The sequence below is a fragment of the Streptomyces sp. NPDC093064 genome (genome assembly GCF_044754605.1).
In the GTDB taxonomy this organism is placed as follows: domain Bacteria; phylum Actinomycetota; class Actinomycetes; order Streptomycetales; family Streptomycetaceae; genus Streptomyces.
On the sequence record NZ_JBIVPK010000002.1, the window covers coordinates 1 to 15,378 of the forward strand.

The following is a 15,378-nucleotide window of genomic DNA, read 5'->3' on the forward strand; positions in this document are numbered from 1 at the left end:
GCCGGACGCCGAGCCCACACCGAACGCCACCGCGTCCTCGCCCTCTACGGCATCACATGATCAACCAGACATCCGAGGCAAACGCCGGGGCCCTGAGGTACCCCTGGAGACCGTCTACCAGTGGCGCAAGAAACGCACCGGCCCGCGCGGCTTCCGCATCGGCAAGCACCTTCGCTACGACCCCGCCGACGTACGGGCCTACGTCGACCAGCGCAAGCACGCCGAAACCGCCGCCTAACCGAACACCCACCACACAGCAGGGAGAGCCGCACGGGCGGCTCTCCCTGCCGTATGTCGAGAGGACCACTGCCTAATGGCAGGCCACATCCAAGACCGCTGGTACAAGACGGAAAACGACCCCGCCGGCAAGCCCCGCCGCGTACGAACTGACCGCTACGGCACGGGGATGCGGTACCGCGCCCGCTACATCGGGCCGGACGGGACCGAGAAGAGCAAGTCATTCCCAGACGGACAGAAGCGGCTGGCAGATCAATGGCTGGCCCACATCGAGGCCGACATGTCGCGCGGCCAGTACAACGACCCGACCGCCGGACGCGTGACGTTTCGGCAGTACGCAGAGAAGTGGCTAAACACGCAGACCACCGACATGACGACGCGAGAGTCTGTCGAGTCGGCAATTCGTGGCCATGCCATCCCCTACCTCGGTCCACGGCCGCTCGGTTCCTTCAAGCCGGAACACATCCGGGACTGGCTGAGCGAACTGGAACGGGCCCTGCCCGCATCGTCGTACCGGCGTGTGATCTACAACAACGTATCGACGATCCTCAATGCGGCTGTGGACGACGGTCACCTGACAAAGAACCCTTGCCACGCACAATCCGTAAGGCCCCCTGCCGCAGGAAGGGGCCGTATCGTCCCGTGGACCTCCGACCGCGTCTTCGCCGTACGGGCTGCGCTGCCCGAACGCTTCCGGGCCGCGGTCGACCTCGGAGGCGGATGCGGGCTCCGGCAAGGGGAGATCTTCGGGCTTCCCGTCGACGAAATCGACCTTGACTCCGGGTGGCTGCACGTCGTGAACCAGGTGAAGGTGACCAAGGGCGGTCTCGTGTTCGCCCCGCCCAAGCGCAACAAGGTCCGCGACGTCCCCTTGCCCGACCGCGTGGCGCATGTCCTCAAGGGCCACATGGAAGAGTTCCCCCCGGTAGAGATCACCCTGCCGTGGCTTCGGCTGGACGGTCCCCTGGTCACGAGGCGACTGCTGTTCACCCGCCTTGATGGTGCGGGCGCGGTTCGGCGGACCGACTTCAACGACCGCGCTTGGAAGCCCGCTCTCGTCGCGGCCGGGCTGATCCCCCAGCCGAAGCCGGGCGAGCGTCACCAGGCGGCCCGCGAACATGGCATGCACGCGCTCAGGCACTTCTACGCCTCGGTTCTGCTGGACGCCGGCGAGAACATCAAGGCCCTGAGCCATTACCTCGGACACAGCGATCCGGGGTTCACGCTCCGGGTCTACACGCACCTCATGCCGAGTAGCGACGCGCGGGCCCGGAAGGCCGTGGACAGCCTGTACGAGGGCACCGATCCCGTGCCGGACGGCCCAGAGACGGCCCAGCGGCGGTGAGACGCTGCGGGGCCGACGGTCCGTGATCGTCGGCCCCGTCCGTCAGATGGGCGGGAAACTCGCCTTGACCTGCGCCTACAGCACCGGCAGGTGCTTCTTCAGTTCGAAGGCCGTGACCTCCGAGCGGTACTCGTGCCATTCGGCGCGCTTGTTGCGGAGGAAGAAGTCGAAGACGTGCTCGCCGAGGGTGTCGGCGACCAGGTCGCTGTTCTCCATCAGGGTCAGGGCCTCGCCGAGGTTCTGCGGGAGCGGTTCGATGCCCATCGCGCGGCGTTCGGCGTTGGACAGGGCCCAGACGTCGTCCTCGGCACCCGGCGGGAGCTCGTAGCCCTCCTCGATGCCCTTCAGGCCGGCGGCCAGGAGGACGGCGTAGGCCAGATAGGGGTTCGCGCCGGAGTCGAGGGAACGGACCTCCACGCGCGCGGAGCCGGTCTTGCCGGGCTTGTACATCGGGACGCGGACCAGGGCCGAGCGGTTGTTGTGGCCCCAGCAGATGTACGAGGGGGCCTCGCCGCCGGCGCCAGCGGTGCGCTCGGAGCCGCCCCAGATGCGCTTGTAGGAGTTCACCCACTGGTTGGTGACCGCGGAGATCTCGGCGGCGTGGCGGAGGAGGCCCGCGATGAAGGAGCGGCCCACCTTCGAGAGCTGGTACTCGGCGCCGGACTCGTAGAAGGCGTTCCGGTCGCCTTCGAACAGCGACAGGTGCGAGTGCATGCCGGAGCCGGGGAACTCCGAGAAGGGCTTGGGCATGAACGTGGCCTGGAGGCCCTGCTCGAGCGCGACCTGCTTCATGACCAGGCGGAACGTCATGATGTTGTCCGCGGTGGACAGGGCGTCGGCGTAGCGCAGGTCGATCTCCTGCTGGCCCGGGGCGCCCTCGTGGTGGGAGAACTCCACCGAGATGCCCATCGACTCCAGCATGGTGATCGCCTGACGGCGGAAGTCCATGCCGATGGCCTGCGGCGTGTGGTCGAAGTAGCCGGAGTTGTCCGCGGGCGTGGGGCGGGAGCCGTCCAGCGGGCGGTTCTTGAGCAGGAAGAACTCGATCTCGGGGTGGGTGTAGAAGGTGAAGCCGAGGTCGGAGGTGCGGGCCAGGGCGCGCTTGAGGACGTAGCGCGGGTCGGCGAAGGAGGGGGAGCCGTCCGGCATGAGGATGTCGCAGAACATGCGGGCCGTACCGGGGGCCTCCGCGCGCCAGGGCAGGATCTGGAAGGTGGACGGGTCGGGCTTGGCGATCATGTCGGACTCGTAGACCCGGACGAAGCCCTCGATGGCGGAGCCGTCGAAACCGATGCCCTCGTCGAAGGCCTGCTCCAGCTCGGCGGGCGCGACGGCCACGGACTTGAGGAAGCCGAGCACGTCCGTGAACCACAGGCGTACGAACCGGATGTCGCGCTCCTCCAACGTCCGGAGCACGAACTCCTGCTGCTTGTCCATCTTCCGCTTCCCCATCCTTGCTGGTCAGGCCGCCTGTGTTCGGTATCACGGGAGACCGTCGGGCACCTGAGCATCCCACCACGGCCGCGTTTCACACGTGTTGCGGAGCCCGGTCGCCCGGCCGTCGCGCCGGGGCGCTCGCCCCGCGTACGGCAGGCGTACCGCTCTGTCGCCCATCTTGCCCGCTCGCACCGTCATCCGTAATGGCCGAACCGTCACCCACGTGACCGACGACACGCCTCCATAATTTGCATCTCAAATGCAAGTTTCCATACCGTTTGGATCAGTCGAGCGATCGAGCCCATCCGATCGAGTCATCGAGGAGTCACCATGCTGTCCGAGCAGTCAGCAGCCACCGTCCGCGCCACCCTCCCCGCCGTCGGCGCGGCGATCGGCCAGATCACCGAGCGCTTCTACGCCAGACTGTTCGACGCCCACCCCGAGCTGCTGCGCGATCTGTTCAACCGCGGCAACCAGGCCGCCGGCACGCAGCGGCAGGCCCTGGCCGGCTCCATCGCCGCCTTCGCCACCTACCTGGTGGAGAACCCGGACCAGCGCCCCGACCTGATGCTCCAGCGCATCGCCCACAAGCACGCGTCCCTGGGGGTCACGCCGGAGCAGTACCCGGTCGTCCACGAGCACCTGTTCGCGGCCATCGCCGAGGTGCTCGGCGAGGCGGTGACCCCGGAGGTCGCCGCCGCCTGGACCGAGGTCTACTGGCTGATGGCCAACGCCCTCATCGCCATCGAGAAGCGCCTGTACGAGCAGAGCGAGCAGCGCGGCTGGCGCGAGTGGGAGGTTGTGGAGCGGATCGAGGAGACCGCGGACGTGGCCACCTTCAAGCTGCGCCCCGCCGACGACGCCCCGGTGCCCGGCTACCGCGCCGGCCAGTACGTCTCGGTCGGCGTCGAGCTCCCGGACGGGGCCCGCCAGATCCGCCAGTACAGCCTGACCGCGGCCCCCGGATCGCCGGTGCGGCAGTTCGGCGTCAAGCGGGTGGCCGGCGACGCCACTACGCCCGACGGGGAGGTCTCGAACCACCTGCACGCACACGTGCGCGTGGGTGACGTCCTCCAGCTGTCCGCCCCGTACGGCGACCTCGTCCTGGAGGAGACCGAGGCGCCGCTGCTGCTCGCCTCCGCGGGCATCGGCGTCACCCCGATGATCGCCATGCTGGAGCAGCTCGCCCTCATCGGCCACAGCGCCCCGGTGACCGTGGTCCACGCCGACCGCTCCCCCACCGCGCACGCGCTCCGCTCCGACCACCACGCGTACGCGGCCAAGCTGCCGGACGCGCGGCCGGTCTTCTTCTACGAGCAGTACGACGAGGACAACGAGGACGACCAGGACGACGAGGACACGGCAGGCACCGGGCGGCCCGGCCTGGTCGACCTCGGCGACGTCGACGTCCCGGCCGGCACGCGCGCGTACCTGTGCGGCCCGCTGCCCTTCATGCGGGCGGTGCGCGAGCAGCTGATCGGCAAGGGCGTGTCCCCGGCCGACATCCACTACGAGGTCTTCGGCCCGGACCTGTGGTTGGCCCAGCAGGCCGCCTGACCAGTCCAGCCCCGGACCTGTGGCCGGCCCAGCAGGCCGCCTGACCGATCCGGCCCCGGACCTGTGGCCGGCCCAGCAGGCGGCCTGACCGGTCAGCTCCCTGGCTGATCCGGCCGATGTGTTCCGAAGGCCGGCCGAGACGGTGTGCTCCGTCTCGGCCGCGGTGTGCTCTCGTCCCTCCGGGTCTCCCCGGGGCTGACCGTGCGTGCCCCGCGCTCAGGTCGGCGGCCGCATGGCGGGCAGCCCCAGCAGCAGCGGTCCCGTCGGCTCCGCGACCACGTCGGCGACCGTGAGGGGGTCGAGCGCGGCGTAGAAGGCCTCCTGGGCCCGCCGCAGGGCGCCGCGCAGGCGGCAGTCGGAGCGGAGCGGGCAGGGAATGCTGCCCTCGCAGTCGGCCACGTCGCCCTCGCCCTCCAGGGCGCGTACGAGAGCGCCGACCGAGGCGTCGCGGCCCGCTTCGGTGAGCGTCAGTCCGCCGCCGCGGCCGCGGCGGGCCGCGAGCAGACCGCGGTGCTGGAGTTCGGCGACGACCTTCGCGGTATGCGTGTACGGCACGCCCATGTCGCCCGCGACCTCCCGGGTCGTGGGGCTCGACTCGCCGGCGACGGCGAGCCTCATCAGGACGCGCAGCGCCATGTCGGTGGAGCGCAGCAGCCGCATGCGGCCAAGGGTAGATAATGCGCATCCGCCGTTCAACTTATCGGCGGTCTCCCTGCGGGCGCTTCCGTCCCACTACGATCAGCGGGCCCCTCGGGCACGCACAGCCACCCGCACGCCACACCCGCCCACCCCTTCCCCACGAAGGACTCCGCCATGGACTCCGCGCACCGGACCGACACCGGACAGCACAAGGCCCGTACAGAGGAGATGCGCCGGGCGCAGCGCGTCCGGGAGCGGCGCACGCGGCTGCTCACGGTGGCCGCGAGCGTGGTCGTCGTGGCCGGGCTGGTCACCGGCGGCGTGGTGCTCCTGAACTCGGGGTCCTCGGACGCCGCGCCGGCCGCGGCGAGCGACGAGAAGGGCGGTGACGGAGGCCACTTCGTCACCCGCGCGGACGGCGTACGGACCTGGAAGGGCACGCTGGAGCGCAACCACACCACCGCCCCGGTGACCTATCCGATGGAGCCCCCGGTCGGCGGCGACCACAACCCGGTCTGGCAGAACTGCAACGGCGACGTGTACACCGAACCGGTGAAGAACGAAAGCGCCGTGCACGCGCTGGAGCACGGCGCCGTCTGGGTGACGTACAACAGCAAGGCGTCCAAGGCGGACGTGGCCGTGCTCGCGGCGAAGGTGAGGAAGACGCCGTACACGCTGATGAGCCCGGTCGAGGACCAGAAGGACCCCCTCATGCTGTCCGCCTGGGCGCACCAGCGCACGGTGACGAGCGCGAAGGACCCGCAAGTGGACAAGTTCCTCGCCGAGTTCGTCCAGGGCCCGCAGACGCCCGAGCCGGGTGCCACCTGCACGGGCGGTCTGGACCGTTGAGGCACATCGGGCTGATCGCCGGGGCCGCGGCGGCCGCGCTGGTCGCGACGGGGGCGATCACCTACGCGGTCGCCGAGGACAGCGGCGGGGCGCGCCACGCCGCGAAGGCGCCCACCACCGGCTCCGCGGACGCCGGCTTCGCCCGGGACATGGCGGTCCACCACCAGCAGGCCGTCGAGATGTCGTTCATCGTGCGCGACCGCACCACGGACACCGAAGTGCGCCGCCTCGCCTACGACATCGCGCAGACGCAGGCCAACCAGCGGGGCATGCTGCTGGGCTGGCTCGACCTGTGGGAGCTGCCGAAGGTGTCGGCGGACCCGCCGATGACGTGGATGGGCATGGGCGACATGCCCGCCGGCGAGGACGGCGCGCTGATGCCCGGCATGGCGACCAACTCGGAGATGCGCAAGCTCGGTGAACTCGGCGGCAGGCAGGCCGAGGTGTTCTACCTTCAGCTGATGACGGGCCATCACAAGGGCGGCGTCCACATGGCCGAGGGCTGTGTCGCCCGCTGCGCGGTGGGTGTGGAGAAGAGGCTCGCGCGGGGCATGGTCGCATCGCAGCGGTCGGAGATGCGGTTGATGGCCGACATGCTCAAGGAGCGTGGCGCGGCGCCTCGTTCATAGCCGGGAGTTCCCCGTTCGTAACCCGGACGCCTCCTTCGTGACCCGGACGCGTCTTTCCCCCGACTCCGGACCGGGGGCGAAAGCCGCAATTCGCCGCGCCTGGCGGTTCCTTGGGTTTCTCTTGGCCTTCACATTCCCCTGGCATGAACGGTTCATCGGGAAGAGTGGCCCCGATCGTGTGATCCAAACGAAAGACCCTTACCGCCGCGGGCTCTACGCGGATTGCGCGAGGACCGACCACTCATTGCGTCACATGCGAACGCATCGCAGGGGGTTCTATGAGATCCAACCGTGCCACAGCGCGCGCCGGAATGAGCTTGGCGGCGACCCTGCCGCTGCTCGCCGGCGCACTGGCGCTCGGCATACCCGCGCACGCTGCGGACAACCCGGGCCGCAGCGCGCTCGCGGGCACCAAGCCCGTCTGGGCGACGGCCACGGCGGACAAGGGCGCCACCTCGGACAGCGCCCAGGTCCACGCCCGGGTCTACCTGGCCGGACAGGACGCCGCCGGCCTCGCCCGGTACGCCGCGGCGGTGTCCGACCCGTCCTCGGCCTCGTACGGCAGGTACCTGAGCGCCCAGGAGGCGCAGGCGCGCTTTGGCGCGACGAAGGCCCAGGTGGATGCCGTGAAGTCGTGGCTGGCGTCGTCGGGGCTGAAGGTCACCTCCGTGACGGCGCACTACGTCGCCGTCTCCGGTGACGTCGCCGCCGCCGAGAAGGCGTTCGGCACCCAGCTGCACAACTTCGCCAAGGGGTCGAGGACCTACCGCGCCCCGGCGCGGACGGCCTCGGTGCCGGCCTCCCTGAACGGCACCGTCCTGACCGTCACCGGCCTGGACAACGCGCCGCACAAGGCGAAGCACAAGGACCAGCTGCCGCCGCCGGACGACGTGTTCAAGAACGCCGGGCCGTTCTCCACGTACTACGGCTCGAACGTGGCGAGCACGCTGCCCTCCGCGTACGGCCAGAAGGTCCCGTACGCCGTCAAGGGCTACACCGGCAAGGAGCTGCGGTCCGCCTACGGCGCCGGCAAGTACACCGGCAAGGGCGTCCGCATCGCCATCACCGACGCGTACGCCTCGCCGACCATCGCCGTCGACGCGGCCAACTACGCGAAGAAGAACGGCGACAAGCCCTGGAAGACGGGCCAGTTGCGCCAGGTGCTCCCGGCCGGCTACACGGACACCGAGGAGTGCGGGGCGGCCGGCTGGTACGGCGAGGAGACCCTCGACGTCGAGGCCGTGCACGCGGTCGCGCCGGACGCGAACGTCGTCTACGTGGGCGCCGCCTCCTGCTACGACGACGACCTGCTCGAGTCGCTGAGCAAGATCGTCGACAACCACCTGGCCGACATCGTCTCCAACTCCTGGGGCGACATCGAGGCCAACGAGACGCCGGACGTCGCGGCGGCCTACGACCAGGTCTTCCAGTTCGGCGCGGTCGAGGGCATCGGCTTCTACTTCTCCTCCGGTGACGACGGCGACGAGGTCGCCAACACCGGTACGAAGCAGGTCGACACCCCGGCCAACTCGGCGTGGGTGACCGCCGTCGGCGGTACCTCGCTGGCCGTCGGCAAGGGCCACAAGTACCTGTGGGAGACCGGCTGGGGCACCCAGAAGGCCTCGCTGTCCGCGGACGGCAGGAGTTGGGCGGGCTTCCCCGGCGCGTTCACCTCGGGCGCGGGCGGTGGCACCAGCCGGACCGTGCCGCAGCCGTCGTACCAGACGGGCGTTGTGCCGAAGGCGCTGGCCACGGCCAACAACAAGGCCGGCAACCGCGTCGTCCCGGACATCGCGGCGGTCGCCGACCCGAACACCGGCTTCCTGGTGGGTCAGACGCAGACCTTCCCGGACGGGTCGCAGCGGTACAGCGAGTACCGCATCGGCGGCACCTCGCTGGCCGCGCCGGTCATGGCGGCCGTCCAGGGCCTCGCCCAGGAGGCCCGCGGCGGCAAGGCGATCGGCTTCGCCAACCCGGCGATCTATGCCAGGTACGGCTCGAAGGTCTACCACGACGTGGTGGACCAGCCGACCGGCAAGGACCTCGCGGTCGCGCGGGTCGACTACGTCAACGGCGTCGACGCCGCGGACGGCCTGAGCGTCTCCGTCCGCAGCCTGGGCAAGGACAGCTCGCTCAAGGCGGTCGAGGGCTACGACACCGTCACCGGCGTCGGCTCCCCCGCGAACGGCTATGTGGAGTCCTACCGCCGCTGACACCAGGTCAGCGGCCGTGCGCCCGCTTCTCCTCCGGGAGGGGCGGGCGCACACGTGCGTGCAGCACGGCGTCGGCGACGTCCTCGGGGCGGTCGAGCATGAGCAGGTGGCCGGCGGGTGCGCTCGGCCGGAACGCGCCGCCCAGGACCGCGGCGAGCGCACGCTGCCGGGCGAGCCACCGCTCCCGCCGGGGCGCGGGCCGGCGCGGGTCGTCGGCGGCGAGCACGGTGACCGGCAGGCCGGGCGGCAGCGTCCGCGACCGCCGCAGGGCGGCGAGTTCGACGGCCTGGTCGGCGTAGGTGGCGTTCTCGGCCAGGGCCTCACGCAGCCAGCGGCTCGTGGAGTAGGCGCTGCGGACCCGGTCGTACGGCGCCGGTTCGCCTCCCCCGACCCGGCCCGCCCGGACCGCCGCGCGGCGCAGCAGCGGTCCGGCGGCGCGGGGCAGACCGGCCGCGCTCGCCAGCGCGCCGCACGCGCGCGTGGCGGCGTCGCGGGCGGCGCGCGCCCGGCGGGGGCGGGGGTCCTCCTCCACGCTGGAGTCGACGAGCACGAGTGCGGCAGTCCGCTCGGGGAACAGCCGGGAGAAGGCCTCGGCGTGGAACCCGGCGATCGAATGCCCGACGACCGCGGCGGGCCCGTCCGCGCCCACCGCGTCGAGCACGGCCGCGATACGCCGGGCCTCCGCCCCGAGCGTCGGCCACGCACGCGCGTGCCCGCTGAGCCCGAGCCCGGGCCGGTCGAACCGCACGACCGTCCGGTACGGGGCCAGCAGCGCGGCGACACCGTCCCAGTCGAACCAGCACATCCCGAGCCCCGGACTCAGCACACAGAGCGGCCCGCTGCCGTCGACGACGACGTGGTGGACGACGCCGTCGACGCGGACGAAGGTCATGGGTACGTCCTCCCGCGTGGTCCGTAGGAGCATCATGACAGCGCGAGCCACAGGAACACGGGGCAAGCCCCCACGCGGAACGGCCACCGTCCGACGAGGACGGGCGCCCGGACAGCCGACGCGAGCGCACGAGGCGGCGCCGTCACGCCCGCGAGCGATCCCCTGCCGGTCGGGGCCCGCGGCCGGTCGGCAGACGGGCCACATGAGAGCGGGCGACTCCCCGCGGCCAGGCACCGGCCAACAGAAGCAGACGCCCGGACAGCCCACCGGCCCAGGCGCGCGGCGCACGCACAGGCACGGAGGCGGTTACCGCCACGCGCGCGGGCCCGGGCGGCGTGGGGTGGCCCACACCTCCGCGCCCGGCTATCGCGTCGCTTTGACGATTACACTGGGCGCGTGCCTCAACTACGTCTCGCCCTGAACCAGATCGACTCGCGCGTCGGAGACCTCGCCGGGAACTCCGAGGCGATCGTCCGCCGGGCCCGGGAGTCCGCCGAGCGCGGAGCGCATCTCGCGGTGTTCCCGGAGATGGCGTTGACCGGGTACCCCGTCGAGGATCTGGCCCTCAGGTCGTCCTTCGTGCAGGCGTCCCGCGCCGCGCTGCGCGCCCTCGCCGCCCGGCTCGCCGCGGAGGGCCTCGGGGAGCTGCCGGTGCTCGTCGGCTACCTCGACCGCGGCGAGACCGCCCAGCCGAAGTACGGCATGCCCGCCGGCGCGCCGCAGAACGCGGCGGCGGTGCTGCACCGCGGCGAGGTGGTGCTGAGCTTCGCCAAGCACCACCTGCCGAACTACGGCGTCTTCGACGAGTTCCGCTACTTCGTCCCCGGCGACACCATGCCGGTCCTGCGGGTGCACGGCGTCGACGTCGCGCTCGCCATCTGCGAGGACCTGTGGCAGGACGGTGGCCGGGTGCCGGCCGCCCGCAGCGCGGGCGCCGGGCTGCTGGTCTCGATCAACGCCTCGCCGTACGAGCGCCTGAAGGACGACACCCGCCTCGACCTGGTCCGCAAGCGGGCCCAGGAGGCCGGCTGCACCCTCGCCTACCTCGCCATGACCGGCGGGCAGGACGAGCTGGTCTTCGACGGCGACTCGATCGTGGTCGCCCCGGACGGCGAGGTGGTCGCGCGGGCGCCGCAGTTCGCCGTGGACCTCATGGTGCTGGACCTGGACCTGCCGGCCGCCTCGGCGCAGGCGCCCACGGGCGTGGTCGACGACGGTCTGCGCATCGACCGCGTGGTGCTGTCCGAGGAGCCGCTGCCGGCCTACGAGCCGGAGCCGACCGGCGAGTACGCCGCGCGCATGGACGACGACGAGGAGGTCTACACGGCGCTGGTCGTGGGCCTGCGCGCGTACGTGCGCAAGAACGGCTTCCGCTCCGTGCTGATCGGCCTGTCCGGCGGCATCGACTCCGCGCTGGTCGCGGCGATCGCCTGCGACGCGGTGGGCGCGGAGAACGTGTACGGCGTCTCCATGCCGTCCAAGTACTCCTCGGAGCACTCCAAGGACGACGCCGCCGAGCTGGCACGGCGCACCGGCCTCAACTTCCGCACCGTCGCGATCGCGCCGATGTTCGACGCGTACATGGGCTCCCTGGGCCTGACGGGCCTGGCCGAGGAGAACCTCCAGTCCCGGCTGCGCGGCACGCTGCTGATGGCGGTCTCCAACCAGGAGGGCCACATCGTCCTCGCGCCCGGCAACAAGTCGGAGCTTGCGGTGGGCTACTCGACGCTGTACGGCGACTCGGTGGGCGCGTACGGCCCGATCAAGGACGTGTACAAGACGTCGGTCTTCCAACTGGCCGAGTGGCGCAACCGGGCCGCGGCCGAGCGGGGCGAGGTCCCGCCGATCCCGGAGAACTCCATCACCAAGCCGCCGAGCGCGGAGCTGCGCCCCGGCCAGGTCGACACCGACTCGCTCCCGGACTACCCGGTGCTGGACGCGATCCTGGAGCTCTACGTCGACCAGGACAAGGGCGCCGACCTGATCGTCGCGGCCGGATACGACCGCGAGCTGGTCACGAAGACGCTCCGCATGGTCGACACGGCCGAGTACAAGCGGCGCCAGTACCCGCCGGGCACGAAGATCTCCGCGAAGGGCTTCGGCAAGGACCGGCGCCTGCCGATCACGAACGGCTGGCGGGAGTCGGCGTAGGCACCGGCTCCCACACAGGGACAACGAGGGTACGGGTGCCCCCGGGGCTAGGCCGCCGGACCACCCGCACCACCCTCGGCCCGGACGGCCCCGTCCCGGGGTCCCCCCGTGCTCATCGAGCGGGAAGGGACCCCGGTACGGGCCGCGGACGGCATGTGCGAGGCGACCACGCGCTCCCGCCCGACCCGCACGCCACCCGCCCGCCGCAGGTCCACCCGGTACGCCAGGCCGGCCACTGCGAGGCCCAGCACCGCGAGGGCGGCCCCCGCGAGCGCCGGCGAGGTCACGCCGAGGCCCGCGGCGAGCGCCAGCCCGCCGATCCAGGCGCCGCCCGCGTTCGCCAGGTTGAACGCGGCCTGGTTGGCCGCTGAGGCCAGGGAGGGGGCCGTGGACGCCTTCTCCATGACCATGAGCTGGAGCGGCGAACCCGTGACGAACGCCGCTGTGCCCAGCAGGGCCACCGCGAGGGCCGCGCTCCACTCGGTCCGCATCAGCAGCGGGAACAGCGCCAGCACGACCGCCAGCGCGGTGAGCCCGCCGAGCAGCGTGCCCCGCGTCGAGTGGTCGGCCAGCCGCCCGCCCAGCAGGTTGCCGACGGTCGCGCCCACCCCGAACAGGGCCAGCAGCAGCGTCACTCCGGCCTCGGCGTACCCGGCGGAACCGGTGAGCATCGGCGTGATGTAGCTGTAGGCCGAGAACAGCGCGCCGAAGCCCGCCACGGTCGTCAGCAGGGCCAGCCAGACCGGGAGGGAGCGCAGGGCGGCCAGTTCGCGGCGCAGGCCGGCCGCGGGGGCGTGGCCGCGGTCGCGCGGGACCAGCAGGACGAGGGACGCTATCGCGGCGATCCCGATCACGCTGACCGCGAGGAAGGTCACCCGCCAGCCGAGGCGCTGGCCCATGAGCGTGGCGGCCGGGACACCGACGACGTTCGCCAGGGTCAGGCCGAGCATCATCAGGGACACCGAACGGGCCCTGCGCTCCGGCGGCACCATGGTCGCGGCGACGACGGCGCCCACACCGAAGAAGGCGCCGTGCGGCAGTCCGCTGAGGAAGCGGGCGGCCAGCAGCCAGTCGTAGCCGGGGGCGAGGGCGGACAGCGCGTTGCCGACGACGAACAGGGCCATGAGGCCGATCAGGACGTGCCGGCGGGGCAGCCGCGAGGTGACGGCGGCCAGCAGCGGGGCGCCGATGACGACGCCCAGCGCGTACGCCGAGACCAGGTGTCCGGCGGCGGGGATCGAGACGTGCAGGTCGTCGGCGACGTCGGGGAGCAGCCCCATGATGACGAACTCGGTGGTACCGATGCCGAAGGCGCCCACGGCGAGGGCGAGCACAGCCAGGGGCATGGAGGGCCTTTCAGAGCTTCGAAGCGTGCGGGGCAGGAGTTCCGTACCGCGGTGATCCGCGTATGTTCAGAGACGGAACAAAGCCTCTCAGGCCCAGTATTCCAGCAGGTTAAGACCCGGTTGCCGATGTGGTGACGTTCACACGCGCGGCCACCGGCAGATGGTCGCTGCCCGTACGTGGCAGGGTCCAGGAGCTCACCGGCTCCACTCCCCTGACCATGATCTGGTCGATCCGCGCCATCGGGAACGACGCCGGCCAGCTGAACCCGAACCCGCTGCCCGCGGCGCCCTGGGTGGAGCGCATCTGGGAGGTGACCGCGTTGAGCGAGCGGTCGCTCATGGTGCCGTTCAGGTCGCCGAGCAGGACCACCCGGGGCAGTTGCTCACCGGCGATCGTCTCGCCCAGCGCGTCCGCGCTCTCGTCGCGCTGTGCGGCGGTGAACCCGGCGTTCAGTTTCACCCGCACCGAGGGCATGTGGGCGACGTACACCGCGACGGCCCCCTCGGGCGTCCCCACGGTGGCGCGCAGGGCGCGCGTCCAGCCCAGCTTGATGTCGACGGAGCGGACGCCGCTGATCGGGTACTTGCTCCACAGCCCGACCGTGCCCTGCACCGTGTGGTACCGGTACACCGGGGCGAGCGCCCGCTCGTAGACGGGGAGCGCGGACGTCTTCAGCTCCTCCAGGGCGAGTACCTGGGCCCCGGAGGCGGCCAGATCCCGGGCGGTGCCGGACGGGTCGGGGTTGTCGGCGTTGACGTTGTGCGTGGCGACCATCAGTTCGCCGCCGGTGCCCGTCTTGTCGGTGAGCAGGCTGCTGAACTGGTTGTACCAGACGATCCCGGGCAGCAGCACGGCGATCAGCGCGATCGGCGACCTGCGTACCAGGGCCAGCACCAGCAGCACCGGCACGAACAGGCCCGCCCACGGCAGGAAGGTCTCGATGAGGCTGCCGAGGTTGCCGATCCGGTTGGGGATCTGCGCGTGCATCAGCATCACCAGGGCAAGGGCGACCGCGAACGCGGCGAGAAGGAGGCCCCGGCGCCAGATCCCCGCGTCGCCGCGCCGGCCGTCGGAGAAGGCGCGCGCCAGGCGCCGGAGCCGGTCCCCTGGGCGCTCGGGCCCCGAGCCGCCCGCCGTCTCCGTCACGTACGCCTGTCGCGCCATACCGTCGCCTCACTGCCTGCCGTGCACACCGTTCACCCCCCGTGTTCTACGACACTAGGGGATGATCGGCACCGTTCCCGCCGTCCTTGACGGCCGTACGGGCAGGAGGACGAAGAAGTCGGCGCGCGGAGTTCCGGTCGCGCCGCCCACAGCCCCATCTGTGACGAAACGCGCACATCAACGCGGGGAACTGACAGGTCGTAGTCCTTCGAGCACCGCGTCCACTATCTGCTCCGACAGCCCCTCGGGCAGGCCGGCGTCGGGGCGCATCACGCTGCGCACCAGCATGGGGCCGACGAAGAGGTCGCCGAGCAGGTCGACGTCGATGTCCCGGCGCAGTTCGCCCTCGCGCTGCCCCCGGCGCAGGACCTCCACCTGGAGTTTGCGCCGCGGCTCGACGACGGTCGCGTGGTAGGCACACCAGATCTTCGGGCTGCTCTTCATCTGGGCGTAGACGTTGTGCAGGATGAGCGAGCTGCGGCTCACCAGGCCGCGGCGGCGCAGCTGTTCGAGGATGGCCACGAGGTCGTCGCGCATGGAGGTGCCCGGCAGTTCGGGGTCGGGGGGCTCGGTGGCGCGTACGACGTCGACGAACAGCTCCTCCTTGCCGCTCCAGCGCCGGTAGATGGTGGCCTTGCCGACGCCCGCGGTGCGGGCGATGCGTTCAATGGAGAGTTCGGCCAGCGGCACACCGTCCTCCAGCAGCTTCATCACGCCCTCCACGATGGCGCGTTCCACCGCTTCGCTGCGGGGGCGCCCCCGCACGGGGGCGTCGGCAGCGGCGTGGCTGTCGGCAAGGCTCACGTAGGCCGTCCTTTCGTCGTACAGGGAGATTGTCCTATCGGGCGGTCGCCGGTGGGTTCAACCCACCGACGGCCTCCCCCGGCCGGCAGTCCCCCGTCGCCGCGTGGCCCCCGT

13 protein-coding genes are annotated in these 15,378 nt (G+C 71.5%); 7 read left to right on the top strand and 6 right to left on the bottom strand.

Annotation, left to right across the window (positions count from 1 at the left end):
• Positions 1–238: helix-turn-helix transcriptional regulator (locus tag ACIQFZ_RS02890; protein WP_402690459.1), on the top strand; the 238-nt coding region annotated here is incomplete at its 5' end.
• A 75-nt stretch (positions 239–313) separates the two neighbouring features.
• The gene (locus ACIQFZ_RS02895) at positions 314–1,582 is read left to right on the top strand and encodes a tyrosine-type recombinase/integrase (RefSeq protein WP_402690460.1); all 1,269 of its coding nucleotides are present in this window, start codon (positions 314–316) and stop codon (positions 1,580–1,582) included.
• A gap of 75 nt (positions 1,583–1,657) precedes the next feature.
• Here the strand turns inward: ACIQFZ_RS02895 and glnA are convergent, their stop codons facing one another.
• Positions 1,658–3,019 (bottom strand): type I glutamate--ammonia ligase, encoded by a 1,362-nt coding sequence (gene glnA / locus ACIQFZ_RS02900; RefSeq protein WP_365774509.1) that lies wholly within the window; start codon positions 3,017–3,019, stop codon positions 1,658–1,660.
• 330 nt (positions 3,020–3,349) lie between these two features.
• Between glnA and ACIQFZ_RS02905 the strand changes: the two genes are divergently transcribed.
• Positions 3,350–4,576, top strand: coding sequence for a globin domain-containing protein (locus tag ACIQFZ_RS02905; RefSeq protein ID WP_402690461.1), 1,227 nt, complete (start codon positions 3,350–3,352; stop codon positions 4,574–4,576).
• A gap of 216 nt (positions 4,577–4,792) precedes the next feature.
• Here the strand turns inward: ACIQFZ_RS02905 and ACIQFZ_RS02910 are convergent, their stop codons facing one another.
• A complete protein-coding gene (locus ACIQFZ_RS02910) occupies positions 4,793–5,236 on the bottom strand; it encodes an RrF2 family transcriptional regulator (RefSeq protein WP_402690462.1) in 444 nt (147 codons plus the stop codon).
• 153 nt (positions 5,237–5,389) lie between these two features.
• Between ACIQFZ_RS02910 and ACIQFZ_RS02915 the strand changes: the two genes are divergently transcribed.
• The 3 genes from ACIQFZ_RS02915 (at position 5,390) to ACIQFZ_RS02925 (ending at position 8,906) form a co-directional block, all read left to right on the top strand.
• Complete coding sequence (locus tag ACIQFZ_RS02915; RefSeq protein WP_365426786.1) at positions 5,390–6,064, top strand: DUF3105 domain-containing protein; 675 nt, start codon at positions 5,390–5,392, stop codon at positions 6,062–6,064.
• Complete coding sequence (locus ACIQFZ_RS02920; RefSeq protein ID WP_402690463.1) at positions 6,061–6,693, top strand: DUF305 domain-containing protein; 633 nt, start codon at positions 6,061–6,063, stop codon at positions 6,691–6,693. The genes ACIQFZ_RS02915 and ACIQFZ_RS02920 overlap by 4 nt, the downstream gene beginning before the upstream one ends.
• A 278-nt stretch (positions 6,694–6,971) precedes the next feature.
• A complete protein-coding gene (locus ACIQFZ_RS02925; protein ID WP_402690464.1) occupies positions 6,972–8,906 on the top strand; it encodes a protease pro-enzyme activation domain-containing protein in 1,935 nt (644 codons plus the stop codon).
• A 7-nt stretch (positions 8,907–8,913) separates the two neighbouring features.
• Here the strand turns inward: ACIQFZ_RS02925 and ACIQFZ_RS02930 are convergent, their stop codons facing one another.
• A complete protein-coding gene (locus ACIQFZ_RS02930; protein WP_402690465.1) occupies positions 8,914–9,798 on the bottom strand; it encodes an alpha/beta fold hydrolase in 885 nt (294 codons plus the stop codon).
• Between the two features lie 396 nt (positions 9,799–10,194).
• Between ACIQFZ_RS02930 and ACIQFZ_RS02935 the strand changes: the two genes are divergently transcribed.
• On the top strand, positions 10,195–11,949 hold the full coding sequence (locus ACIQFZ_RS02935; RefSeq protein WP_402690466.1) for an NAD+ synthase: 1,755 nt from the start codon (positions 10,195–10,197) through the stop codon (positions 11,947–11,949).
• Positions 11,950–11,996: 47 nt separating this feature from the next.
• Here ACIQFZ_RS02935 and ACIQFZ_RS02940 read toward each other — a convergent pair whose 3' ends face one another.
• From ACIQFZ_RS02940 to ACIQFZ_RS02950, 3 genes are all read right to left on the bottom strand, one after another.
• The gene (locus ACIQFZ_RS02940; protein WP_383057488.1) at positions 11,997–13,295 is read right to left on the bottom strand and encodes an MFS transporter; all 1,299 of its coding nucleotides are present in this window, start codon (positions 13,293–13,295) and stop codon (positions 11,997–11,999) included.
• A gap of 109 nt (positions 13,296–13,404) precedes the next feature.
• Positions 13,405–14,460, bottom strand: a complete 1,056-nt coding sequence (locus tag ACIQFZ_RS02945) for an endonuclease/exonuclease/phosphatase family protein (RefSeq protein WP_383057490.1) — start codon at positions 14,458–14,460, stop codon at positions 13,405–13,407.
• 177 nt (positions 14,461–14,637) lie between these two features.
• Positions 14,638–15,264, bottom strand: a complete 627-nt coding sequence (locus ACIQFZ_RS02950) for a TetR/AcrR family transcriptional regulator (RefSeq protein WP_365426807.1) — start codon at positions 15,262–15,264, stop codon at positions 14,638–14,640.
• Positions 15,265–15,378 lie beyond the last annotated feature (114 nt).